At 41.0% G+C, this 25672-nt stretch carries 22 protein-coding genes; 3 read left to right on the top strand and 19 right to left on the bottom strand.

The genetic code is table 11. The features are described from left to right. Positions 1-415 precede the first annotated feature (415 nt). The 5 genes from prfA to rho all read right to left on the bottom strand — a co-directional run bounded on the left by prfA (position 416) and on the right by rho (position 5131). The gene (prfA, locus tag LI149_RS07775) at positions 416-1486 is read right to left on the bottom strand and encodes a peptide chain release factor 1 (protein WP_029731587.1); all 1071 of its coding nucleotides are present in this window, start codon (positions 1484-1486) and stop codon (positions 416-418) included. 104 nt (positions 1487-1590) lie between these two features. Further along, entirely contained in the window at positions 1591-2490 is a 900-nt protein-coding gene (gene prmC, locus LI149_RS07770) for a peptide chain release factor N(5)-glutamine methyltransferase (protein WP_173785920.1), read from the bottom strand. Beyond that, positions 2453-3397: a DUF1385 domain-containing protein gene (locus LI149_RS07765; protein WP_227143178.1), complete on the bottom strand. Its 945-nt coding sequence runs from the start codon at positions 3395-3397 to the stop codon at positions 2453-2455. The genes prmC and LI149_RS07765 overlap by 38 nt, the downstream gene beginning before the upstream one ends. Before the next feature lie 80 nt (positions 3398-3477). Continuing rightward, a complete protein-coding gene (gene rpmE, locus LI149_RS07760; protein WP_005334394.1) occupies positions 3478-3678 on the bottom strand; it encodes a 50S ribosomal protein L31 in 201 nt (66 codons plus the stop codon). 103 nt (positions 3679-3781) lie between these two features. Continuing rightward, positions 3782-5131 (bottom strand): transcription termination factor Rho, encoded by a 1350-nt coding sequence (gene rho / locus LI149_RS07755; RefSeq protein WP_181975415.1) that lies wholly within the window; start codon positions 5129-5131, stop codon positions 3782-3784. A gap of 233 nt (positions 5132-5364) precedes the next feature. On the opposite strand from rho, the gene LI149_RS07750 reads away from it, so the two are divergent. The 3 genes from LI149_RS07750 to LI149_RS07740 are packed head-to-tail and all read left to right on the top strand — an operon-like array spanning position 5365 to position 7952. Next, on the top strand, positions 5365-6513 hold the full coding sequence (locus tag LI149_RS07750; protein WP_227143177.1) for an NADP-dependent malic enzyme: 1149 nt from the start codon (positions 5365-5367) through the stop codon (positions 6511-6513). Further along, positions 6513-7436 carry a TIGR01212 family radical SAM protein gene (locus LI149_RS07745; protein WP_227143176.1) on the top strand — a complete coding sequence of 308 codons (924 nt, stop codon included), beginning with the start codon at positions 6513-6515 and terminating at the stop codon, positions 7434-7436. Before LI149_RS07750 ends, LI149_RS07745 begins: the two co-directional genes overlap by 1 nt. A 3-nt stretch (positions 7437-7439) precedes the next feature. Next, a complete protein-coding gene (locus LI149_RS07740) occupies positions 7440-7952 on the top strand; it encodes a DUF4364 family protein (protein ID WP_005334399.1) in 513 nt (170 codons plus the stop codon). A gap of 91 nt (positions 7953-8043) precedes the next feature. Here the strand turns inward: LI149_RS07740 and LI149_RS07735 are convergent, their stop codons facing one another. From LI149_RS07735 to LI149_RS07670, 14 genes are all read right to left on the bottom strand, one after another. After that, the gene (locus LI149_RS07735) at positions 8044-9252 is read right to left on the bottom strand and encodes a DUF819 domain-containing protein (protein WP_227143175.1); all 1209 of its coding nucleotides are present in this window, start codon (positions 9250-9252) and stop codon (positions 8044-8046) included. A gap of 51 nt (positions 9253-9303) precedes the next feature. Continuing rightward, entirely contained in the window at positions 9304-10287 is a 984-nt protein-coding gene (locus LI149_RS07730) for a dipeptidase (RefSeq protein WP_005334417.1), read from the bottom strand. Positions 10288-10364: 77 nt separating this feature from the next. Next, positions 10365-11924 carry an aminomethyl-transferring glycine dehydrogenase subunit GcvPB gene (gene gcvPB / locus LI149_RS07725; protein ID WP_227143174.1) on the bottom strand — a complete coding sequence of 520 codons (1560 nt, stop codon included), beginning with the start codon at positions 11922-11924 and terminating at the stop codon, positions 10365-10367. Between the two features lie 2 nt (positions 11925-11926). Next, a complete protein-coding gene (gcvPA, locus tag LI149_RS07720; RefSeq protein ID WP_227143173.1) occupies positions 11927-13345 on the bottom strand; it encodes an aminomethyl-transferring glycine dehydrogenase subunit GcvPA in 1419 nt (472 codons plus the stop codon). Positions 13346-13579: 234 nt separating this feature from the next. Continuing rightward, positions 13580-14779, bottom strand: a complete 1200-nt coding sequence (locus LI149_RS07715) for an ATP-NAD kinase family protein (RefSeq protein WP_168932859.1) — start codon at positions 14777-14779, stop codon at positions 13580-13582. A gap of 110 nt (positions 14780-14889) precedes the next feature. Next, positions 14890-15981, bottom strand: a complete 1092-nt coding sequence (hemW, locus tag LI149_RS07710; RefSeq protein ID WP_168932860.1) for a radical SAM family heme chaperone HemW — start codon at positions 15979-15981, stop codon at positions 14890-14892. Then, complete coding sequence (gene lepA / locus LI149_RS07705; RefSeq protein ID WP_117605682.1) at positions 15981-17795, bottom strand: translation elongation factor 4; 1815 nt, start codon at positions 17793-17795, stop codon at positions 15981-15983. Before lepA ends, hemW begins: the two co-directional genes overlap by 1 nt. 124 nt (positions 17796-17919) lie before the next feature. Continuing rightward, positions 17920-18906: a DNA polymerase III subunit delta gene (holA, locus tag LI149_RS07700; protein WP_005334432.1), complete on the bottom strand. Its 987-nt coding sequence runs from the start codon at positions 18904-18906 to the stop codon at positions 17920-17922. Beyond that, the gene (locus LI149_RS07695; protein ID WP_227143172.1) at positions 18890-21295 is read right to left on the bottom strand and encodes a ComEC/Rec2 family competence protein; all 2406 of its coding nucleotides are present in this window, start codon (positions 21293-21295) and stop codon (positions 18890-18892) included. The genes holA and LI149_RS07695 overlap by 17 nt, the downstream gene beginning before the upstream one ends. Before the next feature lie 4 nt (positions 21296-21299). Continuing rightward, positions 21300-22217 carry a GerMN domain-containing protein gene (locus LI149_RS07690; protein ID WP_117682695.1) on the bottom strand — a complete coding sequence of 306 codons (918 nt, stop codon included), beginning with the start codon at positions 22215-22217 and terminating at the stop codon, positions 21300-21302. A gap of 14 nt (positions 22218-22231) precedes the next feature. Then, positions 22232-23698, bottom strand: a complete 1467-nt coding sequence (locus LI149_RS07685; RefSeq protein ID WP_227143171.1) for a cell wall metabolism sensor histidine kinase WalK — start codon at positions 23696-23698, stop codon at positions 22232-22234. Further along, on the bottom strand, positions 23655-24344 hold the full coding sequence (locus tag LI149_RS07680; protein ID WP_005337074.1) for a response regulator transcription factor: 690 nt from the start codon (positions 24342-24344) through the stop codon (positions 23655-23657). The genes LI149_RS07685 and LI149_RS07680 overlap by 44 nt, the downstream gene beginning before the upstream one ends. Positions 24345-24359: 15 nt before the next feature. Then, the gene (locus tag LI149_RS07675) at positions 24360-25088 is read right to left on the bottom strand and encodes a helix-hairpin-helix domain-containing protein (RefSeq protein ID WP_227143170.1); all 729 of its coding nucleotides are present in this window, start codon (positions 25086-25088) and stop codon (positions 24360-24362) included. 125 nt (positions 25089-25213) lie between these two features. Beyond that, positions 25214-25645 (bottom strand): DMT family transporter, encoded by a 432-nt coding sequence (locus LI149_RS07670; RefSeq protein WP_005334438.1) that lies wholly within the window; start codon positions 25643-25645, stop codon positions 25214-25216. Between the last annotated feature and the right edge of the window lie 27 nt (positions 25646-25672).

Genomic DNA, 25672 nt, shown 5'->3' with positions numbered 1-25672 from the left:
CAAAACACTATTTTAGCAATATTTTATTATCAAGGAACATTTTTACACATATTTGACGCCCTGTGGGACTAAACTTACCACTTTTTCAGTGGCGTCCCTATAGAGGTGGGAGTCATCTCCCAGCTGATATAACAAAAGGACGATTCTCCCTGCAAGCAGCCTCCCACCACTTTCGAATAGCACGAACGCCCACTTCGCTTCCGCTCTGCTCCATCTCAGTGCTCGTTTGACTCACATAGATTAAAATAAGAGTACTCTGACTCTCGCGCTTCGCTATGAGGGCATGCACCCGCCCACCTCGATTCCGCTTTGCTTCTTCTCGGTGCTCGTTTGCATTCTCACACAATATAACGGAAGGACGATTCTCCCTGCAAGCAGGTTTAATCGTCCTTCCGTTATATTATGCCCTCATAGCTTATTCGTCCATGTTTGCGAGTTTTTTGGCTTGATCGGCAGCGATGCAGGCATCGATGATTTCCTGGATATCGCCGTTCATGATCTTGTCTAGTTTGTATAATGTCAGACCTATACGGTGATCTGTGACACGTCCCTGTGGGAAGTTATAAGTACGGATTTTCTCAGAGCGGTCTCCTGTTCCAATCTGGCTCTTTCTTGCTTCTGCCTCTGCATCATGCTGCTTCTGACATTCCAAATCGTAGAGTTTTGCACGCAGAAGTGCAAATGCTTTTTCTTTATTCTGCAGCTGTGATTTTTCTGTCTGGCTGTAGATTACAATTCCAGTTGGATAGTGAGTCAGACGTACAGCGGAGTCTGTTGTATTGACACACTGTCCACCGTTTCCTGATGCTCTCATAACATCGATACGAATATCTTTCTCATCGATATGAACATCCACATCTTCTGCCTCCGGCATAACTGCTACTGTGATTGTTGATGTGTGAATACGTCCGCCACTTTCTGTCTCCGGCACACGCTGCACGCGGTGTACTCCGGATTCGTATTTCATCATAGAATATGCGCCCTGTCCATCAATCATAAATGTAACATTCTTCATACCACCGATTCCAATTTCTTCGCACTCTACCAGTTCCACTTTCCATCGTTTACTCTCTGCATAATGCAGATACATACGATAAATTTCTGCAGCAAAAAGTGCTGCTTCATCTCCACCGGCACCAGCACGGATCTCAACTACTACGTTCTTGTCATCATTAGGGTCTTTTGGAAGCAACAGGATCTTAAGCTCATGCTCAAGCTCTTCTACTCTTGCTTTCGACTCATTCAACTCCTCTTTTGCAAGTTCTCGCATATCTTCGTCAGACTCTTCATTCAGAAGTTCCAGACTTTCTTCAATGTTCTGCTTGCATGCTTTATATTCTTTGTATGCTTCTACGATTGGTGTAAGCTCACTTTGTTCTTTCATGAGCTTACGGAAACGGTTTGGGTCACTTGCCACATCCGGTTCCTGAAGTTCGCTCAAGATTTCTTCTAATCGAATTAGCAGATCTTCTAATTTATCAAACATCTCTATCTCCTCCTGTTTACCTGCAATATTACTATAACTGCCATATACCGGCGCAAACATTAAACATAATCCTCACTTCGGTATTCTCTATCCTGACCAATGTCTCACATTTTTGTTCGACTTGAATTTTCTACAACTCTTTTATTGTACATGCCACACACTACACGGTCAAGTCCTGCCAGATCCTTTTTCACATATATATTGCAAAATCCTGCACTTTTCATAAGCTTTGATACATCTTCTGCCTGGTCATGACCGATCTCGAACATGAGCCATGCACCATCATTCAGATGTGAAATGCTTTCGCTTACAATTCTTCTGTAAAAGTAAAGTCCGTCTTCATGTCCGTCAAGCGCAATCCACGGATCATGAAGCTTTACTTCGTCCTCCAGTCCCTGGATCACTTCTGTTCTAATATATGGTGGGTTTGACACAATAAGGTCAAAACTTTCAGATACATTTTCAAAAATGTCACTCTGCACCCATATAACAGGAACCTTAAGTCTCTGAGCGTTCTTTTTTGCCACTTCAAGCGCATCCGCTGATATATCTGCGCCAACCGTTTTCACCCCTGTAATGTGCTTTCTTTCTGCCGCATACTTTAAAAGACTGATCAGTATACAGCCCGAACCAGTACACATATCCAGCATATGCATATCCGGTCTTATCACTTTCAATGCTTCTTCCACCAGATTCTCTGTATCCTGTCTTGGTATAAGCACATGCTCATTAACAAGAAATTCATATCCCATAAACTCCTGACTTCCCGTAATATGCTGAAGTGGAATTCTTCGTGCACGCTTTTCCAGATATTCCCAATACCGTTTCGCTTCCTCTTCCGAAATATTTTTTTCCGGATTTCCATAGTAGGAAGCACGACTGATTCCAGTCACATATTCCAGTAAATACCATGCATCGATTTGAGCATCTGGTATCTGTCTGCTTTCCAGATACGCAGATCCTTCTTTATAAATCCTCTGCAGTTTTAAAGTTCTCTGCTTCATATGCTCTCCAATCAAATACTGCTTCTACTGCCTGTATTGCCACTTCAATCATTGAGTCGTCCGGTTCTTTCGTTGTCAGCTTCTGGATTGCAAGTCCTGGTCTGCTTAAAAGATTGATAATCGGATTCTCACTTCTTCCTGCAAGTTTCAGTACTTCATAAGAAATTCCTGCAATGACCGGAATCAGGGCAATTCTCACGATCACACGCATCAGCGGTGATTCCACCTGAATCAACATCAACAAAATAATACTGATTGCCAGTACGAAGAATAAGAAGCTTGTTCCACAGCGCTTATGCTGTCTGGAACTGATTCTGACATTATCAACGGTAAGCGGAAGTCCATGCTCAATGCAATTGATGCATTTGTGCTCCGCGCCATGGTACATAAATGTTCTCTGGATATCATCCATTCTTGAAATCAATGCAATATAGAGAATAAATATACCAATCCTCACAAATCCTTCCACTAATGTTCTCAAATGATACGATGGCATCAGTGGTTTTAATAATGAAGACAGAAAATACGGCAGAACCATAAATACTGCTACTGCAATTACTACAGATATTGCAACTGTCACATTCATCATCCATTTTTCCTGTTTTTCCTTCTTTGCGATTTCTTCCTCTGTCAGTTCTTTTTCGCTTTTTACTTCCTCTTCGTCCTCATAAAATTCAGCTGAAAACATCAACGTCTTAATTCCCAGAACCATAGAATCTATAAAATTGAACACCCCTCTGATAAACGGAATCTTCGTTAAAGCTTTCCATTTGATCACACTGTGATATTCTTCCTTCTGTACAAAAATCTCTCCATCCGGTTTTCTCACTGCAACCGCATAGTCGTCTCCATGTCTCATCATAATTCCTTCAAGGACTGCCTGTCCCCCAATATTGGATGACTTCATATAATTGCTCTCCTCATATCTGATATAAATAGAAGAAAGGGTTGAGATTTAAAAAACCTCAACCCCGATAACCTTCGAACTTATTTCATTCCGTACTTCTTGTTGAACTTATCAACACGGCCACGAGCCTGTGTTGCTTTCTGCTGTCCTGTGTAGAACGGATGACACTTAGAGCAGATTTCTACGTGGATATCTTCTTTTGTAGATCCTGTTACGAATGTGTTACCACAGTTGCAAGTTACAGTTGCCTGATAGTATGCTGGATGTATTCCTTCTTTCATGATTTTCACCTCTTCTTTATTATTGTTGCGTTTATTTTAGTTGCGTCAAACGCGAATATTTTCTAAACAGCTTTCTTATTGTACCACACGATTGCCAGCTTGTCTATAATATTTTTTTCTTTTTTACCATTTCAATCAACTCATTGTTGTTCTTTGTATTGGAAAACATATTCAGGATACTCTCCACCGCCTCTTCCGCACGCATTCCATTGAGTGCACGGCGCATGATCTCCACAGCTTCCTGCTCATCTTTGTTAAGAAGCAGATCTTCTCTCCGAGTGCTTGACTTCGGTATATCAATAGCAGGAAACATTCTTTTTTCAGAAAGCTTACGGTCAAGTACCAGTTCCATGTTACCTGTTCCTTTAAACTCCTCATATACAACATCGTCCATCTTGCTTCCTGTATCTACCAGTGCTGTAGCGAGAATTGTAAGGCTTCCACCCTCACGCATATTTCTTGCAGCACCAAAGAAACGCTTTGGCATATGAAGCGCTGCCGGATCAAGACCACCGGAAAGTGTTCTTCCGGATGGTGAAACAGTCAGGTTATACGCTCTTGCAAGACGTGTGATGCTGTCAAGCAAGATCATAACATCTTTCTTATGTTCTACAAGACGCTTTGCACGTTCAATGACCATTTCAGATACTCTCTTATGATGCTCTGGAAGCTCATCAAATGTAGAGTAAATAATCTCTACATTGTCTCCTTGAATGGTCTCTTTAATATCCGTAACTTCCTCCGGACGTTCATCAATCAGAAGAATCAGAAGATGCACTTCCGGATTATTCTTAAGAACAGACAATGCAACTTCTTTTAAAAGTGTTGTCTTACCGGCTTTCGGAGGTGATACGATCATTCCTCTCTGACCTTTACCAATTGGAGAAAGCAAGTCCATAATTCTCATAGACGTGCTTGTCTTGCCACACTCCAGACGCATTCTCTCATTTGGGAAAATCGGTGTCATCTTCTCGAAACTGCTACGTGTGAGAAGTTCCATTGGATCTATATCATTCACTTTAGTCAAATATAACAGTGCGCTGAACTTCTCCTGCTGTGTCTTAATACGAGTATGTCCCTCCAAAATATCTCCAGTCTTCAGATTGAATCTACGGATCTGAGACGGCGAAATATAGATATCATTATCTCCTGGAAGATAATTATCACTTCGGATAAATCCGAACCCATCTGGCATAACCTCCAGAATTCCGCGTGCAACAATTCCACTGTCCAGGCGGTCAATATCATGGATTTCTTTATCTCCGGTATTCGCAGACATCTCTTTTACTGTCTCACGCTTTTCCTGTTTTTCTTTTTCCTGTTCTTTTTCATCTTCCTGTAACATCAATTCGATTACCTGGGCCTTTTTCATTGTAGAAATACCTTTCAGGCCTCTTGCTTTTGCAAGTTCTTTTAACGTCGTCAACGGTAATGTTTCATATTTTTCTTTCATCATCGCTTTATATTCCTTTCAATTATAGGCTTATGTGTCATCACGGGATTCTTTGTCAGAATAGACTTCATCTGAAACTAAAGTTTATTATACTACAAATGTTTCGCTTTTAAAAGCCTTTTTTCAAAGACATTTCTTGATTTGGTAATCTTAAAATGATATGATGGTATACAAGGGGTGACCTTGTTCAAATCCCCATATACAAAATATAGTAGAAAAAGGTGGTATTTAACGTGACAAATCAAGAAAAAGCTCTGAAAATGCACGCAGAATGGAACGGCAAACTTGAAACCATCGCAAAGTCTCATGTAAAGACTCGCGAAGATCTGGCAATTGCTTACACACCGGGTGTTGCTGAGCCATGCAAAGTTATCGCTGAAGATAAAGAAGCCGCATACAAATATACAATCAAATCCAACACAATTGCTGTTGTATCTGACGGAAGTGCCGTGCTTGGACTTGGCAATATAGGACCGCTGGCTGCCATGCCTGTTATGGAAGGAAAAGCTGTCCTTTTCAAAGAATTCGGTGGTGTCAATGCTGTGCCGATCTGCCTGGACACTCAGGATACTGAAGAGATCATCAAAACTGTTGTAAATATTGCTCCTGCTTTCGGAGGCATTAACTTAGAAGACATCAGTGCTCCAAGATGCTTTGAAATTGAGGAACGTCTGAAAGAGCTTCTCGACATTCCTGTTTTCCACGACGATCAGCACGGAACTGCCATTGTGGTTCTTGCCGGAATCATTAATGCATTAAAAGTAACAGGAAAAGACAAAGAGACCTGTAAAGTCGTTGTAAATGGTGCCGGAAGTGCCGGTGTTGCAATCACAAAACTGCTTCTCACATACGGATTTTCTCATATTACAATGTGCGATATCAGCGGAATCCTCGGAAAAGATTCTCAGAATTTGAATTGGATGCAGAAAAAGATGGTCGAAGTAACAAATCTGGAAGGCAAAAAAGGAACCCTTGCTGATGCATTGAATGGTGCAGACATCTTTGTCGGTGTATCTGCTCCGAATATTGTCACAAAAGAAATGGTCGCTTCCATGAACAAAGATGCTATCCTCTTTGCAATGGCTAACCCTGTACCAGAGATCATGCCAGACCTCGCAAAAGAAGCCGGAGCAAAAGTTGTTGGAACCGGACGTTCAGACTTCCCGAACCAGGTCAACAATGTCGTTGCTTTCCCTGGAATCTTCAAAGGCGCTCTGGAAGGACGCGCAACTAAGATTACAGAAGAGATGAAACTTGCAACTGCAAAAGCAATCGCAAGCCTTGTTCCGGATGAAGAACTGAACGAAAACAATATTCTTCCGGAAGCTTTCGACCCTCGCGTTGCAGACGTTGTAAGCGAAGCTGTGAAGGAATTGATTTAATGGCTGTTTACTGGGGCGAAAAGAGATACCATTCTCTGGACTATTATCTCAAAAACACCTATGGCAGCAAATTATATAAACTATCACTGAACGGAGGCATGACTTGTCCGAACCGGGATGGAACATGCGGAACCCGTGGCTGCATTTTCTGCAGTCAGGGTGGTTCTGGTGATTTTGCCGAATCACCTTCCGAGACGATTCGTGAACAGATTGAACATGGAAAATCTAAAGTCGCCGCCAAATATGGAGGCGGTTCTTATATTGCATACTTTCAAGCATATACGAACACTTATGCACCTGTAGACTACCTTCGTAAAATATTTACTGAGGCAATCATGCACCCGGATATCAGAATTCTTTCTGTTGCAACAAGACCGGACTGTCTCGGTGAAGATATTTTAAATCTTCTTCATGAATTAAATCAGATCAAACCTGTCTGGATTGAGCTTGGACTTCAGACAATTCATGAAGATACGGCATCTTATATCCGGCGCGGCTATGATCTTCCGGTATTTGAACATGCATTAAAGAGACTTCGTCAACTGGGTATTCCGGTAATCGTACACACGATTCTCGGACTTCCAGGAGAAGATATCAAGCGGAATCTTGAGACTATGCATTATCTGAATGAACACCACATTCAGGGAATCAAGCTACAGCTTTTACATGTTCTGAAATACACAGATCTCGCGGACGATTACCTGACAGGCAGATTTTCTGTTTATTCCATGGAAGAATATTTTGAAGTCTTAAGTTCCTGTATCTGCAATCTGAGTCCGGATATTGTCATTCATCGGCTCACCGGGGACGGTCCAAAAAATCTTCTGATTGCTCCTACCTGGAGCACAAACAAACGACATGTCTTAAACCAGATGCAGTCCTGGTTCAAGATTCACGACATCTGGCAGGGAAAGGAGTTGTAAATTATGGCAGAAGCATTTAAACTTTATAAACTGATCATTCTGTATATGCTGGATAAGGTGGATTTCCCACTGACTAATTCCCAGATTTCAGAATTCATTTTAAACGAAGGCTACACGACATATTTTAAATTGCAACAGGCTCTTTCAGAGCTTTTGGATTCTGGATTTATTCGTGAAGAGTCCACGCACACAAGAACATTTTATCACCTGACAGAAGAAGGCGAGGAAACAATTCATTACTTTAAAAATGATATTTCACCTGCAATCCAGGAAGATATTAACAGTTTTCTCAGTAATAAACAATATGAACTGAAAAATGAAGTTGCCATAAAAGCTGACTATTATCGAAATCCCAACATGGAATATTGTGTCCGCTGTCAGATACTGGAACGTGATGCTCCTTTAATCGACCTGACGCTCACTGTTCCAACGGAATCTGAAGCAATGGCAATTGCAGCAAACTGGACACAAAAGAATGAAAAGATATACGCCAATCTAATGGCCGAATTATTATAGGTATATCCCCAAAAAAAGAATGAACTGTATTTTAATTTTCATTGCAAATACAGTTCATTCTCTTTTTATTTAGCCCGGATTTGTATTATCATTATCTTCCAAGGAATGTTCCTACAAAGATTCCATAGTAGTTACCAATGACATATCCAAGAGTACCGACCAGAAGTGCCGGAACTACCATTGCCTGCCATCCTTTTGCAATTGCAAGTGCTGCGGCTGTTGTAGGTCCACCTATATTTGCATTCGATGCAATACAGATCTCTTCCAGGTTGAATTTGAAAATCTTACCAAATACAAAGGAGAAGATCATGTTCATACCAACGATGATTGCACAGAATACAAGGAGTAATGGTGCCTGTGTCACGATCAGGTAGATAGATGCCGGAACACCGATTACTGCAAAGAAGATATGAATCAGGAATGTACCAATTTCCTGTGCGCCACCAATATTTCCCATAAATTCTGGTTTAATTGTTGCCAATAACATGGTCAATGTAGGCATGATCAAATATTTGTTTCCAAGAAGACCGTTTAATAATGCCAGTCCAAAATTACTTGTTGGAATCAATCCTGCAAAGAAATCTGCAATTGCTGTAGAAATTGCTACGATTGCAAATGCAATCGCAAGTGCCTCTGCGATATCGATCAGTGCGACCGGTTTTGCTTTCCAGTAACTTGCTGCCTGGTTTTCACTTTCACCACTTGCTTTTCTTGCTTCTACTTCATCAATATATGGATGTTTAAATTTCTTCAAGAAGAATTTAATTGTTGGAATTGCAATCAGTACGAAGAAATAAAGTGCCATCAAAAGGTTATCTGCTACCACTGAAGAAGATACCATATCTCCGCTTGCTCCAAATGCATCAGACATGGCTACCATGTTTACACTTCCTCCTGTGTATGAACCAACCATCATAGCTGCTATCTTGTGCAGATCTGCAATCTGGTTATGTAACAGATAAAATGCTAAAATACCACCGACCAGTGTACCAATACCGCTGATCAGGTAAATTACAAGCACACGTCCACTTTCTTTCCAGATTTTCTTCACATTTGCATTAAACAAAAGAAGTGGTACTGCAAGTGGTACAACATATGACCATACAAAATCATATGCCGGTGCATCTGTCGGGATTACCCGGATGTTAGAAAGAATCATAGCTCCAATCAAAGCAATAACACAACCTGTTACTTTTCCTGCCCATTTGTACTTCTGCTCCATCCAGATAGCTAATGCTGCGACGACTACTAATATTGCAAACAACGCCCACGTATTATCCGCACTAATTAATGTTTTCATATGAATTCCTGCCTTTCTCAATCCTATAAACAAGTTACTTTTTCGTATTCTTTATTTCCATACTTCTTTGAATACTCGATAAAAATTCTTATAGCCAATCTTGTCAAGATCTTCCTGACTGTATCCCCTCTTCTTTAATACTGCCAGGATATTCTTTGCTTCTGCCTCATTAGAAATACCGTCGCCACTCGGTGAATCGACATGATCACTGAATGTCTTAAGCGCCTCTCCTCCAAGGTAGTCATCAAAGTCAAATCCAAGACCAATATGATCGATTCCGATCAGATCAGCAATATACTCGACATGGTCTGCCAAATGCTCGACATTTTGTTCATCGTGCTTTTCAGAAATAAACTCTCTCATACTGTTCATTCCCACCAGACCACCAGTCTTAGCAATCGCCTTCAACATGTCATCTGTCAGGTTGCGCATTGCCGGACATACACTACGTGCATTGGAATGTGATGCAATAATCGGTCCCTGCGCCAGATCAATGACGCCCCAGAAACATTTGTCATTTAGATGTGATACATCCATCACCATTCCAAGATCCTGAATCCGCTTTACGGCTTTCTTTCCTGCTTCTGTAAGTCCCCTTGTTACATCCACCGGCCATCCGGTTGCCAATGCGTTTAATTCATTCCAGGTAAGCATTGCATGTCTGACACCTACTTCATCATAAAAATAGTTGATCATATCAATGTCTTCCCCAATCTGGCTTAACCCTTCCATTCCGGTTACGATATTTAATTTTCCTTCTTTTGTGCCTTTTTCAAAATCATCATACTTCTTCACAAAATTCAGAATATCTGCAGAATCTTCCATTTCCTGCTTAATACTCTTTACAATCTGTTTGGATCGTTTCACTGGATCACTATCATATGGTGGATCGATCCAGATTACGAAAATTCCTCCTGTAACACCACCTTCCTGGAACTTATGCAGATGATGCTTACGAAAAATATCTCTTTCTCCGTGATCTACTGCACGGCAAGTTACATCTGTCCACACATCTCCATGTCCATCAAAAATCATTCTATCTTCTCCCTTCTGACATTTTCAAGACATCTCACATACCGATTATTTTTTCACCACCCTCCTGTTTCATCAGATTAAGAGTCTTTTTTCATTTTTATATATGCACGCCATGTTGTTGCAAATTTTTTCCACTCGATAAGACCATCTTCCTGGATTCTGGATCCGAGTGCCGCATGATGCGGTGCTTCTTTTACAACTTGTGGTGTAGTATATGCTTCTTCTGCAATCTGACGATATGCATCTACAAATTCATCAATATCATCCTTTGAGTAAGATTCTACAGGCTCTGGTGTAAAAGGTTCTGGAATGATTCTTGGATGATGACTTGTAAAATAATCTTGAAAACCATAATCCACGATTCGTCTGCAGATATCATCTGTCGTTACGCCTGTCTCGTCCGTCAATTCTTTCCAGCTCAGTCTTGCCTGTTCTAATCTGTATTTTCCTTTCGCATATGGCAAGGAAATTCCTTTTATCTCCAAAAGTTTTTTCAACATATAATTATTATTTAAAATCGACATTTCTGCAATCTGTTTCATTCCATCCGGGCCGAGAGTTCGAATATATGCATAGGTTCTCACAAGAACCGCAGGCACTCCATAAAATTTTCTTAACTTTCCAATGCTATCCGGACGATTATAATCCAGATAATATTTTTCTCCGTCAAATTCTACTGTCGGTGCTGCAACAAACTTTGCAAGCTTCTCACATACGCACTGTGCTCCGGCTGCCGGTCCCTGACATCCGTGCGGTGAAGAAAAGGATTTGTGCAGATTATAATGACACATATCAAATCCTGCATCTCGCGCTCTTGTAATTCCGAACAGTCCATTTAAGTTTGCCTGGTCATATACGCATAAGCCTCCAACTGCATGAACAATATCTACAAATTCTTTAATTTTCTCGTTGTAGATTCCGGTATCTTCCGGATTGGTGATCATAAGTGCGGCTGTATGTTCAGAAACGGCTGCTTTTAGAGCATCTATATCTGGCACACCGTTTTCATCTGGATATAAAGTGATTACCTTATATCCAAGCGTTGCAGCGGCACCTGGATTGCCCGGATGCGATAAAATGGTCGTAATAATCTCATTTCGCTGTTCACCCTCACCTCTGGATTCATGATAAGCACGAATTGTCTCTACATTTGCAAAGATTGCCTGAGTACCGCCTCCTGGCTGTAAGCTTACTTTATCCATACCTGAAATTGCCTTGATGTACTGTTCATCCCGATACATAATTTCCAGGATTCCCTGAATGGTCGACTCGTCCTGATACGGATGAACTTCGCTTAATTTTTCAGATCTCACCAATTGTTCGTGTATCTTCGGACTGTACTTCATAGTACAGGTTCCAAGGCCGATATCAATATTAAAATCTGTTCCAATCGTCTCCTGAGATAATCTCATATAATGTCTGAGTACCTGCATCTGAGACATTTCCGGAAGTTTCGGTGCTTTTTTTCGAATCAGATTCTCTGGAAGCAGCGTTTCTACGGTTCCTGTTGCTTTTGTAACTTTTTCATCTGCCTTTGGAACCAGGACGCCCCGTTCACCTGGATTGCCAAGTTTCATAATAATAGGTTCATCCCATCTCGCTTCGTGGAAATCTCGATTTGTCTTATAATATCCCATCACTATTCCCCCTTTACAATCCGCTTGAGGGCATCACGAAGATGCTCCATCTCTTCTAATGTCGTAATCTCTGATACACAATAAAGTGCACATTGCCCAAGCTCTGGGAAATCATGACTTAAGTCCTTTCCGCCAAATATGTTCTCTTTTAACAATTCTTTATTAATTTCTTCAACCGTCTTTCCAGTCTGGTTAAAATCTATTACAAACTCCTGAAACTTCGCATTCTCAAATCTCTTTGCCCGAACTTTCGGAATCTCATCTAAAATATCCTCCAGATATGCTGCATTCTGAATAATCGTCTCACCGAGTTCGTGCATGCCCTGCGGCCCCATACTTGCCAGGTACACACCTGCCGTAATTGCCCAGAGACCTGTTTCTGTTCCAAAATACTCTTTTGCATTCTCACGGCTTCCATGAGAGCTTCGATAATTCATCGCTCTTCCCCATCCATATGTATCTTCTTTCTCTGTCTCTGTAATTCCGTACATATAAGTTGGAAATTGTTCTACCAGATCCATATTCTGATTACATGCAATAAATCCTGCCTGACCACCGCCGAACTGAATGTGCATTCCAAGAGGCTGTATATCTCCACATACAATATCAGCACCCTGATTTACCGGGCTCTCCATAATTCCAAGCGCTGCCACCTCTGTCTGTACAACACAATAAGCTCCTGCATCATGTGCCAGTTTTGCAATTTCTTCTCCTCTTGTCTCAAAGTTACCAAGATAAGTTGGATTTTCAAAAAATACAGCCGCAACATTTTTCTTTGCCAACTGTTCTTTCAACTCTTCCAGATCCATAAGTCCTGTCTCTGGTTCATAAGCTATTTTTCTTACTTCTGCCACATTTCTACAATACTGTACGACCTGTGAATATATTTCCGGATTCATAGTCTTCGGAACAAGAATCACTTTTCCAGCCATTCCTTTTTCTCTGACTGCTCTGACTGCCATACGAAGCGAAGATGCCACCGCCTGACCGCCGTCATAAGTTGTATAACTTACAACATCTGTGTCCAAAAGTTCTCCCATCATGCTTGTGTATTCAAAGATTGCCTGCATCTTACCATGATCAGAATATGTATCTCCGCAGTAAGCAGTCAGGAACTCACCTCTGGAATTTATCTCATCGCAAATTGCCGGCACCTGATGTTTGTAACACCCGGCTCCAAGAAAGCTCGTATATTCTTCCGTTGTAATATCACGATTCAAAATTCCCATCACATGTCTTTTCAGTTCATATTCACTTCTGATCGGTTCCGGAATATCTAATCGTTCTTTATACAGCAATTCATCTGGAATTATACTTTTGTAAATGTCTTCTACGCTGTTGATCCCCAATTCATCCAACATTGCCTTCTTATTCTCTGGTACACTATTAGGCATATATGGATGTACAAAACTGTTTTCCACAAGAATCACTCCTTTCATGGCAGTTCACTTATTGATTATCTAAACATTTTTATTTATTTCACTTACAACACATACATTAGTCTTCAATCAGTGATTTCATCAAGTTATTTTGTTAATTTTTTGATATTTTTGCAATATTTTACAAAAAACAAAATAAGAAGCCGACCATTTGTCGACTTCTTTAAATATTCCATGATATTCATCTTTACCAAAGGCTATTTGCAGATTCTTTCTTTATCCAACCTTGTAAATAGCAGAATCAGAATTTTTGAATATAATTTTATAATACCCCTTTAAATACTCATCTGCATCTGCATCGCCTGTATCTACATGCATCGGCTGCCCGCCAAGTCCTGCCAGTTTTTCTTTTGTTGCTACAATTTCAATCTGTTCTTTTCCTACTTTTCTGATTACCCGTGGACTAATCTGCTGATTTCCTCTTCCTAACAAAAAACCATTTCCACCAATACAGGTCACCAGAATTTTTATATGACTGTATGAATTGACACAGTCCCACAATTCTCTTTCATTCGCATCTCGAAGTATGATTTTACCATTTCTGATCACATCCACTCCACGGACAGTTCCATGTACGTTCTTTTTCCCAGTATCCTCCTGCTCGTCATTTTCACACAATAACTCTTTTATCTTCCAGGTCGTTCCTCCCGGGCCGATAATATAAACCCAGTCCTTTTCCATTCGCAAGATTGCTGCCCTCGCTATTATAGTTGCGGACTCGCCTGACCCCAGATCCAATTCTTTTGCCTTTTGTAAATGTTTTCCATCACTTAATACTTCCAAAAATCCGTACAATTGGGGGCTTACGTTTCTGGAATCTAAATCCTTCTCTTCAATATCAAGAACTTCCCTCATTTCATAAGACATCTCTTTTCCTTCAAGCCACCCTGCCAACATCTCACCTGCCTGATATGGATTACAGGCATAACACGCAGAATACATCTTCACTCCTGCCGGGATTCCAAGAACCGTCACATCCGTACCAACAGCTTCACAAATGTCCCTTGCAGTCCCATCTCCTCCGCAAAACACGAGAAGATCCACTCCCTGTTCTTTCATAATTTGTGCACAAAGCTTCGTATCTTCTGCGCTGCTTGTATGGGCTTTGGGACATAACACCACATCACATGGAATTTTAAGTTTCTCAAGCAAAGCTTCTCCCATATCCCCTGGTGCACTTAGGATTGAAAAATTTTTTTCTCCCACCAATCCTTTATCTCCTGCAACTAAACTTGCGGTAAGATCTGCAATTTTGCTCATACAGCTTTCTGCTCTCTTGGGGGCTGTTCTTTCACAGCCTTCCAGCAAAAGCTTTTCTATTTTTTTGTAATTGTCACTTCCTTTTAGACCGGCTTTTCCACCAATTCCAGCATATGGATTTAGAATAAAACCTATTTTCTTTTTCTTAGTCTCCATCTTTTCCCCTGTGTTGTTGCTGTTTTATGTAAACTTTTTTATTGCTATATAATCTTAAAACTTTCTTTTATCGTTTTTATGTTATCAAATCAACAAATCAAGAATAATCTTTACAACAAAAACTCACTCATAACATAGTTGCTGACATCGATTCCACGATCTGTAAGTTTCACAAAGTCTTCTCCATCTTCCAGAAGTCCTTTCTGTTCCATGTCTCTTATCACATTTCCATAAACGTTCTCCATGCTCTCACCATACATCTTAAGAAATTTTATTTTTGATACACCTTTCATCATACGCAGGCCAAGGAACATCGTCTCTTCCATCTGTGCAGATACAGTTAACTTTTCCGGCTCTTCTCCATAATTAAATCTACTGTTATTGATCAGTGATGCAGCTCCGGTTCCAATTCCCAGATATTCTGTTCGCTCCCAGTATCCGATATTATGTCTGCAAGCATATCCAGGCTTTGCATAATTAGAAATCTCATATCTTTCATATCCGTATTTTGAAAGTATTTCTTTCGTTCTCCAATACATCTTACGCTCTGTCTCTTCATCAGGTAATTCGTCTGCATGACGCCCTTCCCCATACTCCTCATAAAATGGAGTACCTTCCTCCACGATCAGACTATATGCAGAAATGTGTTCCAGGGCAAGCTCTGCCACTGTTTTTAAGTTTTCCTCCCAGTCAGTAAGACTTTGTCCCGGAATTGCTGACATCAGATCAACATTAATATTCTCAAATCCTTCTGCTCTTGCCATATGATATGTTTCAAGAAATTCTTCATATGTATGAATACGCCCCAGTATCTGAAGTTCTCTATTTTTTGTAGATTGCAGGCCAATGCTTAATCGGTTAATTCCACATTTTTTATAACCGGAAAGCTTTTCCCTGTCTACAGTTCCTGGATTCATCTCAACTGTGATCTCTGCATTTTCTTCTACAACAAATGTATCACGGACTGCTGAAAATATCTGCTGCATCTGAAAAGCTGTCAAAGTAGAAGGCGTTCCCCCACCGACAAAGATACTGATAACACGGCAAGCCTTCGCCAGGTGCGCGTATGAGCGAATATCCTGACAAAGGCTTTTCACATAAGATTCCCTCTCATCCGCCGTTGACGGACCTGAGAGGAAATCGCAATATTTACATTTTTTTTTACAAAATGGTATATGAATATATAATTCTAATAATCTCATTATTTGTCATCCAACTTCAGTACACTCATAAATGCTTTCTGAGGAATCTCTACGTTACCAACCTGACGCATACGCTTCTTTCCTTCTTTCTGTTTTTCAAGAAGCTTTCTCTTACGGCTGATATCACCACCGTAACATTTTGCAAGCACATCTTTTCGCATTGCTCTTACAGTCTCACGGGCAATAATCTTTCCACCAATAGCCGCCTGAATCGGGATTTCAAAGAGCTGTCTTGGAATCTCTTCTTTAAGCTTCTCGCACATCTTTCTTCCACGTTCATATGCAGTATCTGCATGGACGATAAAGGAAAGAGCGTCTACTTCTTCTTTATTGACCAGAATATCCAGTTTCACAAGTTCAGATCTCTGGTATCCGTCCATCTCATAATCAAAAGAAGCATATCCTCTGGATCTGGACTTCAATGCATCAAAGAAATCGTAGATAATCTCGTTGAGCGGCAGTCTGTAATGCAGAACTGCACGGGTCTCTTCAATATATTCCATGCCAAGATACTCTCCTCGTCTCTCCTGACATAGATCCATAATCGTACCGATAAATTCGGATGTTACCATAATCTCAGCCTTTACCATCGGCTCTTCCATATATTCAATCTCAGAAGGATCCGGAAGATTAGACGGGTTTGTCAGTTCTATGACATCTCCGTTCGTCTTGTATACTTTATAAATAACTCCCGGTGCTGTTGTAACAAGGTCAAGATTATACTCTCTCTCCAGACGCTCCTGAATAATCTCCAGATGGAGAAGTCCCAAAAAGCCACAGCGAAATCCAAATCCAAGAGCAATGGAAGTCTCCGGCTCAAACTGCAGGGACGCATCATTTAATTGAAGCTTCTCAAGAGCATCCCGAAGATCCGGATACTTTGCCCCATCCGCAGGATACAGTCCACAGTAAACCATCGGATTCACTTTCTTATATCCCGGCAACGGCTCCTCGCAAGGATTCGCTGCATCTGTGATCGTATCTCCTACACGGGTATCTCCGACATTCTTCAAGCTGGCAGTAATATAGCCTACCATACCTGCTTCCAGCTCATCACATGGAATGAATTGTCCGGCTCCAAAATATCCGACTTCAACGACATCTGCCTCTGCTCCTGTCGCCATCATACGGATCTTCGTACCTTTTCTCACGGTACCTTCACGGAGTCTGCAAAATACGATAACCCCTTTATAAGAATCATATAGTGAATCAAAAATCAATGCCTTCAATGGTGCTTTCGGATCTCCGCCCGGTGCCGGGATCTTTTCCACGATCTGCTCCAGAACCTGATCTACATTCAGCCCTGTCTTTGCAGAAATAAGTGGCGCATCATGTGCCTCGATTCCAATGATATCTTCAATCTCTTCAATGACACGGTCCGGCTCTGCACTTGGAAGATCAATCTTATTAATAACCGGCATTACATCCAGATCATGATCCAACGCCAGATATACATTGGCCAGTGTCTGAGCCTCTACTCCCTGAGCTGCGTCTACGACCAGAATCGCGCCGTCACACGCTGCCAGACTTCTTGATACTTCATAGTTAAAATCTACATGTCCCGGTGTGTCGATCAGGTTAAAGATATACTCTTCTCCGTCTTTTGCCTTATATACTGTACGGACTGCCTGAGCCTTGATCGTGATTCCGCGCTCGCGCTCCAGATCCATATTGTCAAGCACCTGTGCCTGCATCTCGCGGCTCGTCAGAAGCCCTGTCTGTTCAATGATACGGTCTGCCAATGTTGATTTACCATGGTCAATATGAGCCACAATACAAAAATTGCGAATTTTACTTTGATCTATTCCTGCCACTTATCTTCTACCTCTTTATCTCTTTATCTTAAACTTTTTTCTATTATAATGATGTTGGAGTCAAAAGCCCCAACTATGATACCTGCAGATTGTTCGTGCGATGCACTCCCACAATGCTAATGCGCTACTTCTTTGGTGCACTATACTTCACAATGAACAACTCTACACTCATTGTATCACTGAGCCGTCCGGTCTTTACAGCTTCTTCTGTATCTGCCGCTTCTTCCATGATACCTTTTAGTTCTCTCATTGTAAAGCTTCTGCTCTGTTGCATGTATTTTCCTGCCACAAATGGATGAAGTCCCGCTTTTTTTGCGATGGTGCTTTTGTCTGCTCCCTGGTTCATCAGATCTTTCACCTGCAAAAGCAGACGGAATTGTCTCGCCAGCAAATATAAAATCCTCATCGGAGGTTCTTTTAACGCCAACAGATCATAATAATAATCCAAAGCTTTCCTTTGCTGCCTTGTTGCAACTGCTTCAATCATATCAAAAATCTTATTCGTGATCTGCGTCGTACAGATTGCATCAATATCCGCCACCGTAATCTCATTTCTTCCAAGCGTATAAGAAAACAGCTTTTCCATCTCCCGCTCCAGATTCTCCATGTCGGTTCCAGTTCGGGACAACATGTATTCTGCAGTGGACTGCTTAATCTGCCTGCCTTCACGCTTTATATTACCAGCAAGCCACAAAAGCAATGTCTTCTCATCCTGTCTTCCAAGCTCGACCACTCTTCCAGTATCCTTTACAGCCTTATACATCTTACTCCGCTTGTCAACTTCACTCTCCACAAATACAAAGCAGACCGTTTCCGGCATGCTCTTAATATAATCTGCAAACTTTGCATCTGCATTCTTAAATAAGCCAGAATCTTCAATCACAATGAGACGCTTTTCTGCAAAAAATGGCATTGTCTCTGCCAGATCTATAATCTCCGGTACATTGATCCCCTTGCCTTCATAATGCGCATAGTTCACTGTATCACCTTCCGGAAGCACAGCTTTTGTCAATCTGTCACGGTACTGCTTTTTCAGATAGGCCTCTTCTCCATACAAAAGATATGCCTGCTTGATATTCCCTGTTTTCAAATCTTCATTCAGATTCTTCATAAGCTGTCGTTTCGCTCCCTTCCTTAAGAGTATACTGAATTTTCCCACCGAATTCAACCGTGATTTCAATTCCTCCACAATTTGCCGTAGCTAAGATCCGGCTGCCGGTTTTTTCTAATCTTTCGATAGTTTCTCTGTGCGGATGCCCATATGAATTCTCTATCCCAGCCGATATGATGGTGTACTTTGGTCTGACTTTCTGAAGAAATGTTTCAGAAGAGGAATTTCTGGAACCATGATGTGCCGCCTTCAATACCTCAAATGCTTTTTCAGGACAATATTTTTCTATAGATTCACAAAGTTTTTCTTCCCCTATACCTTCCACATCCCCGGTAAATAAAAAATCAAATTCCCGGTAACTGACAGATAAAACCATGGAAGCTCCATTACCAGTTTCTCCGGAATAATCACTCCCCGGACAAAGACAGAGGATTTTCATTCCCTGTTTTTCAATCTCCTGTCCTTGCTCCATAACCGCTACCTGCACTCCATTTTCTATTGCATATATTGCTAATTTTTTCAGGCTTTCGTCCCAAACACTTTCTTTTGGAAATACAAGCGTTTTAATCTTCACACCGATTTTCTGCCTCGATATCATTTCTTCAATTCCGTTCGTATGGTCACTGTCACCATGGGAAATGAACACATAATCCAGTGTTCCGACTCCTTTCGATAACAGATATGGCTCGATCCTGTACTGCCCGACATTCTTCACATCACTGCTCCCTCCGTCAATCATACAGGTCATACCTCTGGGACTCTTTAAAAATATTCCATCACCTTGACCCACATCCAACACCGTCACTTGCATCTGCGACAAACTATCAAAACGGTGAAGCAGAACAAATAATCCCAAAGCACATAACATTCCTGTCAATATATTTCCACGTTTTCTTTGTTTTTCAAATTCCTGTTCTTCATTGCGTTCCTGCCCTTTCGCATACTCTTTTTTCTGAGTATGTTTCTTTTCATAGTAGTATATAACATATATGCCCACTACGCAGCCGTAGTAGAACAATATCTGCCAGATCTTAATTCTTCCAATAACGACTCTTGCCCCAGGAAGTTCCAAAAAAAACTCACAGCATCTTTCATAAATCGTCAGAATAAAGCCACAGATTCCCAGCATACACTTTCCTGGAATCTTGAACATACCAGAGCACAACATACATATAAAACTTCCAGTAATTCCCAGGCTCAGCAAAATTGTCATGAGCGGAATTACAAGCAGATTTAAAAATGTTGCATAGAGTGGAAATTCATAAAAAAAATACAGAACAACAGGTAAAAGAAATAATTGCATTTCTATGTTGCTTATTATCATGCTTTTTATTTGTATTATCCAAGCCTTATTTTCTCTGTTTTTCTGAATGTCTATCTCTGTTCTTGTTTTTGCTTTCTCCATCTGTCCGGCTGGCATTATAACCACCACTGCAAATACTGCCAAAAATGACAGCCAGAACGCCCCGTCGTAAATACTGAGCGGCCGCCAGATGAGTACTACTGCCGCTGCCACAGAAAGTGCCGTCACACTGTCATAATGTCTCCCCGCGATTTCTGCACCTACCCGGAACAAATACATAATACCGGCACGGATCACAGATACTGTAACCCCAATCATCAATACATAAAGAAAGAAAAAGAATATGCCTCCGATTCCTCCTATCGTATAACTTCCTGTCAGTTTTCTAAGTAACTGATAAATTCCGATCCCGATTACCGACAGGTGCAAACCGGAAATTGCCAATATATGTCCGATTCCGTTCACCTGATATAGTTTTTTTATCTCTGTGTCCATCTGGGATTTTTCTCCAAGAAGTATAGTGCTTAAAATACTGCCGTTTTTCTCTCCCGCTTCACTCAGTAATGTATTTCTACAATGTACTCGTATATTCTCCAATACATTTTGTATCCGTTTTACTGTGTGGTCTGTTATTCTTAAAGTTTCACTCCATACTTTTCCGTGAATATTCTGCCTTTGATAATAGGCTTTCTGATTAAAATTCCCCGGATTACGCGCAGTTTCAAAAAAACTAAGCTTCCCTTCCGCCTCCACCTCATTTCCTATCTGTATCTTATTTTTCTTCTCATCATAAATGAGCATTCTGGGTTCTTTTATTAACGATTGCTGACTTTGTTGATTTTGTTGACTCTGTTGATCTTTCTGAAAATAGACAGAACATTTTTTCAGATATAATATCTGATACTTTTCTTTTTCTTCTTTTTTATATACCTGGCCCCTGACAATCAGCCAATCATCTTTTTCTCCATATTGTTCAACAGGAGAAGGGCGAAGCTCTGACACGAACTTCGCACCTGCCCCGGCTGTCAGGATTCCGATTAAAATTGCGATCACCAGGCATAAACTGCATAGTGGTCTGTTTTTCAAATGATTAGTCCTCCACAATATCTTCCCGCTCTGTAAGCGGCTGGCTAAGATCCACCTGATCCTGATACTTAAGATTTGAATCTCCATTAACCAGAATCTGTACTTTTGATGCACTTCCTCCTCGAATTATAGAATTTACGATAGAATAAATAGTAACTTCCGGCTGTATATCTGTCATATTCAAAAATCCATTATCAAAATTCACATAACATACATCATCTTTCACAGACACACCCAAAAGTACCGTATCCATAGGAATGACCTTTTTATAAGTTTCTGCAAAAGGTCCTTTCATCAGTTCTTCTACAATCAACTTCTCTTTCAATGTATTGCTGTTGTACCGGACATGTTCTGTCTCAGTCACAAGCTTATCTCCCTCACTGTTTGCAAAATACAATTCAAGATCTACACTTTGATATGTATGAAGTGTGGAACCTATATTCTGAACAAAATATTCGTCATTCATAGCTCCGATTTCGTTACCATTCGCATCACACAATGGATCCCCACCAATATATAATTTTACAGAATCAACCCCATCAATCTGTATCAGTGACTGAACCAGTGACGCACGAAAAAGAAGTTCCGGCACTTTTTTCACATTTTTATATTCCTGATTAAAAGATATCCCCAGTCGTCCATTTGTAAGTTCCCATTTTTCCACTTTTATCTTTTTGGGAAATGTACTCTTTACTTCTACATCTTCTGGATTTTTCTTCAGTTCTTTTAGCATAGATTCAATCTTCTCTTCCGTAGTATCCCCTTCTATTTGAACTTTTTCCTGTTCCAGTGCCTGGGTCTGTACATTTACATAATACAGTTCATAAGTTTCCTCACCCGTATCATTTTTCTTACAGGACATAAGGAGAGCCACACATATAAGAATCCCTAACAAAGCGGTAAATTTCCTTCGTTTATTCATACTGCCTCTCCTTTCTATGACACGTAAGTCAATGGAATTTTCACTGTAAATGTTGTTCCTTTTCCCGGCTGACTGTAAACCTTAATCGCACCTCTGTGCATAACAATTGCACTTCTTGCAATCGCAAGTCCAAGTCCGGTTCCTCCGATTTCTCTGGAGTGAGACTTATCTACCCGGTAGAATCTCTCAAAAATATGATCTGTCTCCTCCGGTGCGATTCCAATGCCGGAATCAGCCACTTCAATATAAAACAACTTGTGATCTGCATTTAACGCCACATGCACCCAGCCATTTTCCTGATTATATTTAATCGCATTTTCCACCAGGTTTGTGATTGCAAGCGATAATTTTACTTCATCTACCTCCGCAGTCACCGGTCGGAAACTTTCAAACACCACCTCTATATTATTTTTTGCCGCAATTGGACGAAGCTGTTTTAATATTCTTTCCACAAGAGTATTAATGTTCACGGAAGAAATATTCATCGTATCCGCTGTTTTGTCCATTTTAACAAGAGATAGAAGATCATTAATAATCTTGTTCTCACGCTCTATTTCTTCTGACAGATCCCCCATAAACTCCTTGTACAACTCCACCGGAACATCTTCCTGTGTCAGCAATGAATCTGATAATACCTTCATAGACGTAAGTGGTGTTTTCAATTCATGAGACACATTTGACACAAATTCTGTCCTTGAATCATCCAACACCCGGAGTCTTCCCAGCATTTTATTAAATGCTTCTGTCATCTGTCTCGTCTCTGTATATGCATTTTCATGGAGCATACTTTCATCATAGCCTGCCGTTGCATTTTCCAGTGATCTGGTAATTCTGATGAATGGCCGGACCATAAGCTTACTGAATACCAGTGCTATAAGCACCCAGATGATCAGGATTACGCCTCCTACTGTTCTGACACTTGACCGTAGTTCATGAAGTGTATCTACGATCGTATCTGTGGACACACTGACTAACATAACGCCCTTTACTTCATTGGTCTGTGAATCAGTAATCGGTGAAGTCACTTCAATATAGCGGTTCCCTGAATCATAATGGCTGGTTCCCTGCCCTTTTAAACACTGAATCACATCACCTGAAACAATGGTCTTTCCATCGTCCATTCCATATGTATCTTCCATAATCTGAAAATTATCATCGATCAACATCACCCGACCATTGTAAATATTTGTCAACTGGTCGAGTTCTGTCTTTATAAATTCTGAATTTTTTCCCTTCAGGTCACTGCTGTCACCCAATTGATTGCATAGAATTGTACATTGACTCTGAATCTCGGCAGTGCGTACATTCACTGCCCTTTTTTCATAAGTACTAAGGAGTACCCCTTCAATGATCAGCACCGGAATGATCCCTGCCAGAATGATCAGGGATCCAATCTGAAACCTGAGACTCCCTAGTCTGCTTCTTTTCAAATACTTCTTAACCCCTAAAATAATAACCAACTCCCCACTTCGTATGTACATACTTCGGATCACTCGGATTCTTTTCTATCTTCTCCCGAAGTCTCCGGATATGTACATCGACAGTTCTTGCGTCACCGGGATACTCATATCCCCATACGATATTCAGAAGATTCTCTCTGCTATAGACTTTATCCTGATTCATTGCAAGAAGCTCCAGAAGATCAAATTCCTTTGCTGTCAGATTCACTTCCCGTTCTCCGATCACAACTCTTCTTCCTTCGCAGTCGATCTTCATATCGCCTTTGACAATCTGTCTTCCTTCCGGCCGTTCCTCTGTCTGTCTTTCGGTCCTTCTCATGATTGCCTTGATTCTTGCCTTCACTTCCAGAATGTTAAATGGCTTCGTGATATAATCATCTGCACCATATTCCAGTCCGAGGATCTTGTCCATATCCTCGCCTTTTGCTGTCAGCATCACAATTGGCACATCAGAAAATTCACGTACCTGCTGACACACCTGAAATCCATCCAGTTTAGGCAGCATCACATCCAAAAGAATAATGTTATACTTATTCTCACGGATCAGTTTCAATGCTTCCTCACCGTCATAGGCACAGTCCACATCCATACCATCTTGTTCCAGACTGAACCTTATTCCCTTCACAATCAGTTTTTCATCGTCTACTACTAATACTTTTCTGCTCATTGCCAGTCTCCCCTGTCAAATCTTAATCTGATCTTTTAATTTCTGAAAGGTCCCCTTTTTGATTCCTTCTACTTCCATAAGCTCTTCTATCGAGCGGAATTCGCCATGTTCTTCCCGGTATTTTAAAATTGCCTGTGCACGCACATCACCAATTCCATTTAATGTCAGCAATTCTTCTTTTGAAGCTGTATTCAAATTAACTTTTCCGTCATCCTGCCCGGATACATTTTCCGCAGCCTGCACACTGAATGTCTCATCATTCTCAGATGCATTTCTGGTTGACGTAACTTTTCCGGAATCTACCTCTTCCTGTGACGGAACATAAATCTGCTGCCCGTCCTTTAGAAGCTCAGCCTGATTCAGATAAGAAAAAGCGGCAGTTGTAGTCATACCTCCTGCTGCCTCTATCGCTTCAAAAACTCTGCTATCCTGTTGTAATTCATAGACTCCTGGCTGATTTACATAGCCGCACACATGTACATACAGCTTCTCTGGTCTATCTTCTGTGTCAGGCACCGCATCATCTTTCTTCTTAGCAATGTCTTCTTCCTTCACTTTTCCGACATCTTCTGTGGCATCTTCTCTTGAGTCTTCCGGTGTACTTTCCGGTTCTTCTTCCCTGACAGACACTGTCTTAAGATCTGTCTCCTGTGACTTTTTCTGGCAGCCCACACAAAATACCACGCACATAATTACAACCACGCTTCTGATAAAATACCTGTATTTCCACCTTGTCCTACTCATATGTCCTCCTTTGTAATTCTCATACAAAGTGGCTTGTACCCTCAAAATGTAAGACAGTTTTATTTTACTATCTCCATTCCAAAATTGCAACTGCGATCCGCCAAAGAGACGTAAAATCACTTCTATTATTTCCACTGAAAAATTGCAATTCCAATCAGTGCTATCCCCATGCCGATTACTTTTCTCCATTCCAGAGGTTCTTTATCAACCCCAAACAATCCGAGAAGTTCAATCCCATAAGCTACGATCAACTGTGCGATAACAATCAGTAATGCTGCTTTTGCCGGGCCAAGCTGGTTCATTGCCCGAATTACTGTAAGTGTAATTCCAGCTCCGATCACTCCTCCCAAAAGCAGATATCTGGGCTCTACTTTCATAAGTACCATCGGATTATCTCTACCTGCAATCAGCCAGGCAATCAGACAGACGGCAAATGCAGTAAGCTGCACCCATGCATTGCCAACCCACATACCTGTCGTCTTGGTAACTTCTGTATTAAAAACACCTTGTATACTCATCAATGCCCCTGATAAAAGAGCAATAAAAAAACCGACCATTGTGATACCTCCTTACCTGTCGTAATT

It is taken from the genome of Dorea sp. 210702-DFI.3.17, assembly GCF_020560825.1.
Taxonomy (GTDB): domain Bacteria; phylum Bacillota; class Clostridia; order Lachnospirales; family Lachnospiraceae; genus Dorea; species Dorea formicigenerans.
This window is presented reverse-complemented; position numbering and strand designations above follow the sequence as displayed.